Here is a 4,512-nt window from a genome sequence, read left to right as displayed (position 1 = left end):
TCCCCCTCAGTCCTGTGTTCAAATGTGAACACTATGTTCAATAATGATGATTGCTCTAATTCCGGGTTCGAGTCAAGAGTTTTGGGTCATTCGGCAAGATCCCGCAGACATCCGCGCTCCCTGCCGCCCCGGCGGCGCCCGTGACACCCGCCGGGGCGCTTGGGCTCAGGCGGCTTCGTAGACCACGCCGTCGTCCTCTGCGGTGCCGATCACGTGCCAGACGGTGGCCGCAGCCGCCCCGTCATTGCGGAACCAATGTTTGCGGCCTGCCGGGGTCTTGACCAGATCGCGCGGGCCAAGCTCGACCTCCACGGTCCTGCCGCCCTCTTCCCAACCGACGGTCAGGCTGCCCTCGAGCACGAGAAACGCGTCCTCCACTTCCCGCGTGAAGCCTTTGATGCCCACACGCGAAGGGATGCCCCACATCTCCTTGCGGCAGGTATCATGGCTCAGCCCGCCTTCGCCCACATAGACCTTGCGGCTGAAGCCCGCGTCTTCCCAGACGGTCGGCAGTTCCGAATGGCGCACCACATATTGGGCCATCAGTTTCTGCAGCGGATGATCGCCCTCGGGATCGAAGCGGATGGTCTCTCCGGGCTTGGCGCCGAAGGCACGGGCCAGTTCCGGGGCGTGCTCCTTGGGGTGATAGTGATAGACTGGCGGCAACGGCTTGCCCACGTCGACAGAGATCGTCATCAGCACCGGCTCTACACCATCCACGCGGAAGCCATGGCCGATTTCACGAGCGTTCAGGATCATGTCCTTCGGGCCGAGGTTGACCTCCACCACCTCGCCGTCCTTCTCCCAACCGACGATCAGCGCGCCGTCGATGATCAGAAAGCTCTCTTCGATCTCGTGGCTGTGGCAGGCGGCATATTTCCCCGGCTCCTTGTAGATGAGCGAAACGGTGAAATTGTCAGCCTTCAGGGTCGAGGTATCCCCCACCTTCGGCGAACCGCCCGCCCCGATATAGCGCATCTGCGCGCGTGCCAGATCCGGAAAGCCGGAGTTGGAGGGGAAGGCATCCCAATCGAAAGCCTTGTCGCTGAAGCGCCCCGTATGCGCCTTTAGTTCCGCCTTCAGCGGGGCTGCATCTGACTGCATGTTCATCTCGGTACTCCTGTAAAAATCCGCATGGGTCATGCAGAAATCTGTAGGATCGAAATGTTTCACAGGCTATACGTCGTTTTATGGACAAAACAAATTTGGACGCCGACCGCTACCTCGTGCCCGGCCTGATTCGTGGCTTCGAGGTGCTGGACGCCTTTACCCCGCATCGCACGGAACTCTCGCTCAGCGAGATTGCTCGCCATCTGGGGCTAAGCCGCTCTGCCGCATTCCGCACGGTTTATACCCTGACGCATCTCGGCTTTCTGCTGCAGGACGCCCGCAGCCAGACCTATGCGCTGGGGCCTGCGGTGCTGCGGCTCGGCCATGGCTACATGGCATCGCGCGAACTGGTGCAGATCGCCCTGCCAGAGATCGAGAACCTGCGCGATGAAATCGACTGGTCCACCCACCTCGGGGTGCGGGACGGGCGCAGCGTGCTTTACATGCTGCGTGTCGCCAGCCGGATGGGGATGGGCAGCATCGTGCATGTCGGCAGCCGCCTTCCGGCGGCGGCGACGACCATGGGCCGGGTGCTGCTTACGGATCTCGACGAAGAGGCGATCGTCGCGCTTTACCGCGACGACCCGCAGGACGGGGGTGCAGGTCAGGCCCAGAACATGCGCAGTCTGCTTCAGCAGTGGAAGGCCGACCGGCAGAGCGAGATCGTCGTGCAACTGGGCAGTTTCGAACGGGGAATGGCCTCCGTCGCGGCACCCATCCGCGACATGTCCGGCAGTATCGTGGGCGCGATCAACGCGACCCGCGCCTTCGACCGGCCCGAGCCGCCGAACGACCGCGTCACCAGTGCCGTTCTGGAATGTGCCAGGGCCATCTCCCGCCAACTGGGCGCTCTGTAGACGCCCCCACCCCCCTGCCCCGTCAGGCGGCGATAATCGCCTCCGCCTCGATCAGGGCGTCGATCTGGCCCGCATTATATCCTGCCTCTTCCAGCACGGCGCGGGTGTGCTGGCCGAGGACCGGGGCCGCCATGGCGACCTTGGCCGGGGTCCGGCTGAACTTCACCGGATGGCCCAGCGTCTTGACCTTGCCCGCGGTGCTGTGGTCGACCTCCAGTATCATGTCGCGGGCCAGCGCCTGCGGGTCCTCGTGCATCTGCAGGATGTCGTTCACGGGCCCCGCGGGCAGGCTCGCCCGTTCCATCCGGGAAAGCCAGTTTTCCGTCGTGTCCTGCGCCATGTAGCCGTTCAGTATCTCGACCAGCGCGTCCAGGTTCTCCATCCGCGCGGCGTTGGAGGAAAAGCGCGGATCGTCGTTCAGCTCCGGCGCGCCGATCACCTCCAGATAGCGCAGCCAGTTGCCCTGATTGGCCGCGCCCACGTTGATCCAGCCATCGCTGGTCTGAAACGACTGGTAGGGCGCGTTGAGCGGATGGGCGGAGCCCAGCGGCTCGGGCCGGTTGCCGGTGGCGAAGGCAATCGCCGATTGCCAATAGGTCTGCACGATGGCCGCCTCGAAGAGCGAGGTATCGACCTTCTGGCCCAGCCCGGTCTTCTGCGCATTGGCATAGGCCGCCGAAACCCCCATCGCGGCAAGGATGCCTGCGTTGATGTCGGAAATCGGTGCGGCGACCTTCACGGGCGGGCGGCCCGGGCCTTCGCCGGTGATCGACATCAGCCCCGACATGCCCTGCGCGATCAGGTCGAATCCGCCCCGGTCGGCGTAGGGCCCGGTCCGGCCAAAGCCGGAGATCTCGCAATAGATCAGGCGCGGATTGGCCTCGGCCAGTTCCTCGTAGGACAGCCCCAGCTTTTCCATCGTGCCCTTGCGGTAATTCTCGATCACCACATCGGCATCCGCCAGCAGCCGGCGCAGCACATCGACGGCACCGGGGTCCTTGAGGTTCAGCGCGATGCCGCGCTTGTTGCGGTTCATCATCATGTAGGCGGCGGCCTCGTCCCCGACCTTGGGCGGCACGAAGCGGCGGCTGTCGTCCCCCGTGGGCTTCTCGACCTTGACGACATCCGCGCCCATGTCGGCCAGCATCATGCCGCAGACCGGCCCCGCCATGATATGCGCCAGTTCGATCACCCGCATGCCCGCCAGCGGCCCCGAACGCGCGCTCATTTCCCTGTCCACTCCGGTTTCTCCTTGGCAAGAAAGGCTTCCATGCCGATGCGGAAATCATCGCTCATGTAGCACGATACGATCAGGTCACTGTCGTCCGGCGGGTTGGCCTGCCGGAGGCGGCGCATGGCCTCCTTGGTGGCGCGCAGGGTCAGCGGCGCCATGGATCCCACCTCAGCCGCCAGTGCTGCGGCACGCGCCATCAGGGCGTCCTCATCCTCCAGCACCTCGCTTACCAGTCCGATGCGCTCCGCCTCCCCGGCCTCGATCAGCCGCGCGGTAAAGATCATCTCGCGCACCCGCCCTGCCCCGATCAGTTCCGACAGCCGCGCGAGGTTCGCGGCGGCAAGACAGTTGCCCAAGGTACGCGCGATGGGAAACCCGTACTTCAGCCGGGACGAGGCGATGCGGATGNCGCAGGCCGCCGCGATAGAGGCCCCGCCCCCGGTGCAGGCCCCGTGGATGGCGGCGATGGTGGGAAGGGGGCAGCGTTCCACGGCGTCCAGCACCCGGTCGATGCTTGCCTCGTAGTCCAGCGCATCCTGCGCCGTCTCGAAGGCGCGGAACTGGGTCATGTCCGTCCCCGCGGCAAAGGCCTTGCCGCCCGCCCCGGAAATCACGATGGCGCGGACCGATCCGTCCGTCGGCACCTCCGCGCAGATCTTGGCCAGCCGCTCGTACATGGCGAAGGTCAGCGCGTTGCGGGCTTCGGGCCGGTTGAACCTCAGCCACAGGACCCCGTCGCGAAGCTCGTCCAGCAGGTCGGATGTGTCGGTACTCATCTGTAGAAATACTCCACCAGGAACATCGGTACTGCGGGCACGTAAGTACACAGCAACAGCACGGTCAAGAGAACGCCGACGAACCAGATATTGACCTTGGAAACCTCCCAGATATTGGCGCGGGCCACGGAACAGGCGGTGATCAGCACGGATGCGACAGGTGGTGTCTGTTGCCCGATCGCAAGGTTCAGCGTCACCACGAGGCCGAAGTGCACCGGGTCGATTCCCGCGGCGGTGATCAGCGGGATCACGATGGGAATGACCAGAATGATGGCGGCGGCGGAATGCAGGAAAAAGCCGATGATCAGGAAGAAGAAGTTCAGGATCAGCAGGATCGCCCATTGCTGGGTGGTGATCGACAGGATGCTTTCGGCCAGCTGCTGCGGGATCTGCGCGCGGGTCAGAAAGCCGCCCATCAGCACCGATGCGGCCACCAGCAGCATCACGACGGCGGTCTGCATCCCGCCGTCCAGCATGGCGCGGCGCAGATGGCGCAGGTTGAGGTTCCCGTACCAGCCCGACACCACGAGCGCCG

General features: G+C 64.7%; 5 protein-coding genes. 1 reads left to right on the top strand and 4 read right to left on the bottom strand.

Annotation, left to right across the window (positions count from 1 at the left end):
• Positions 1-165: 165 nt before the first annotated feature.
• Positions 166-1,110, bottom strand: coding sequence for a cupin domain-containing protein (locus A3764_RS04065; protein ID WP_067925725.1), 945 nt, complete (start codon positions 1,108-1,110; stop codon positions 166-168).
• An 80-nt stretch (positions 1,111-1,190) separates the two neighbouring features.
• Between A3764_RS04065 and A3764_RS04060 the strand changes: the two genes are divergently transcribed.
• Positions 1,191-1,967: an IclR family transcriptional regulator gene (locus A3764_RS04060; protein ID WP_067925722.1), complete on the top strand. Its 777-nt coding sequence runs from the start codon at positions 1,191-1,193 to the stop codon at positions 1,965-1,967.
• Positions 1,968-1,989: 22 nt separating this feature from the next.
• Here the strand turns inward: A3764_RS04060 and A3764_RS04055 are convergent, their stop codons facing one another.
• The 3 genes from A3764_RS04055 to A3764_RS04045 form a co-directional block, all read right to left on the bottom strand.
• Positions 1,990-3,195: a CaiB/BaiF CoA transferase family protein gene (locus tag A3764_RS04055; protein WP_067925719.1), complete on the bottom strand. Its 1,206-nt coding sequence runs from the start codon at positions 3,193-3,195 to the stop codon at positions 1,990-1,992.
• Entirely contained in the window at positions 3,192-3,977 is a 786-nt protein-coding gene (locus A3764_RS04050) for an enoyl-CoA hydratase (RefSeq protein WP_067951224.1), read from the bottom strand. The genes A3764_RS04055 and A3764_RS04050 overlap by 4 nt, the downstream gene beginning before the upstream one ends.
• On the bottom strand, positions 3,974-4,512 hold a 539-nt coding region (locus tag A3764_RS04045), incomplete at its 5' end, for a TRAP transporter large permease subunit (RefSeq protein ID WP_150122066.1). The genes A3764_RS04050 and A3764_RS04045, both read right to left, overlap by 4 nt.

Origin of the sequence: Sulfitobacter sp. HI0129 (assembly GCF_001635395.1) — a bacterium.
Classification (GTDB): Bacteria; Pseudomonadota; Alphaproteobacteria; order Rhodobacterales; family Rhodobacteraceae; genus Sulfitobacter.
Note: the sequence above shows the minus strand (reverse complement) of the source record. Positions and strands in the feature narration are given on the sequence as shown.

What these genes read in the sequence shown, in the direction of transcription:
- A3764_RS04055 (WP_067925719.1), bottom strand. Translation starts at nt 3,195, where the DNA reads ATGAGCGCGCGTTCGGGGCCGCTGGCGGGCATGCGGGTGATCGAACTG.
- A3764_RS04065 (WP_067925725.1), bottom strand. Translation starts at nt 1,110, where the DNA reads ATGAACATGCAGTCAGATGCAGCCCCGCTGAAGGCGGAACTAAAGGCG.
- A3764_RS04060 (WP_067925722.1), top strand. Translation starts at nt 1,191, where the DNA reads ATGGACAAAACAAATTTGGACGCCGACCGCTACCTCGTGCCCGGCCTG.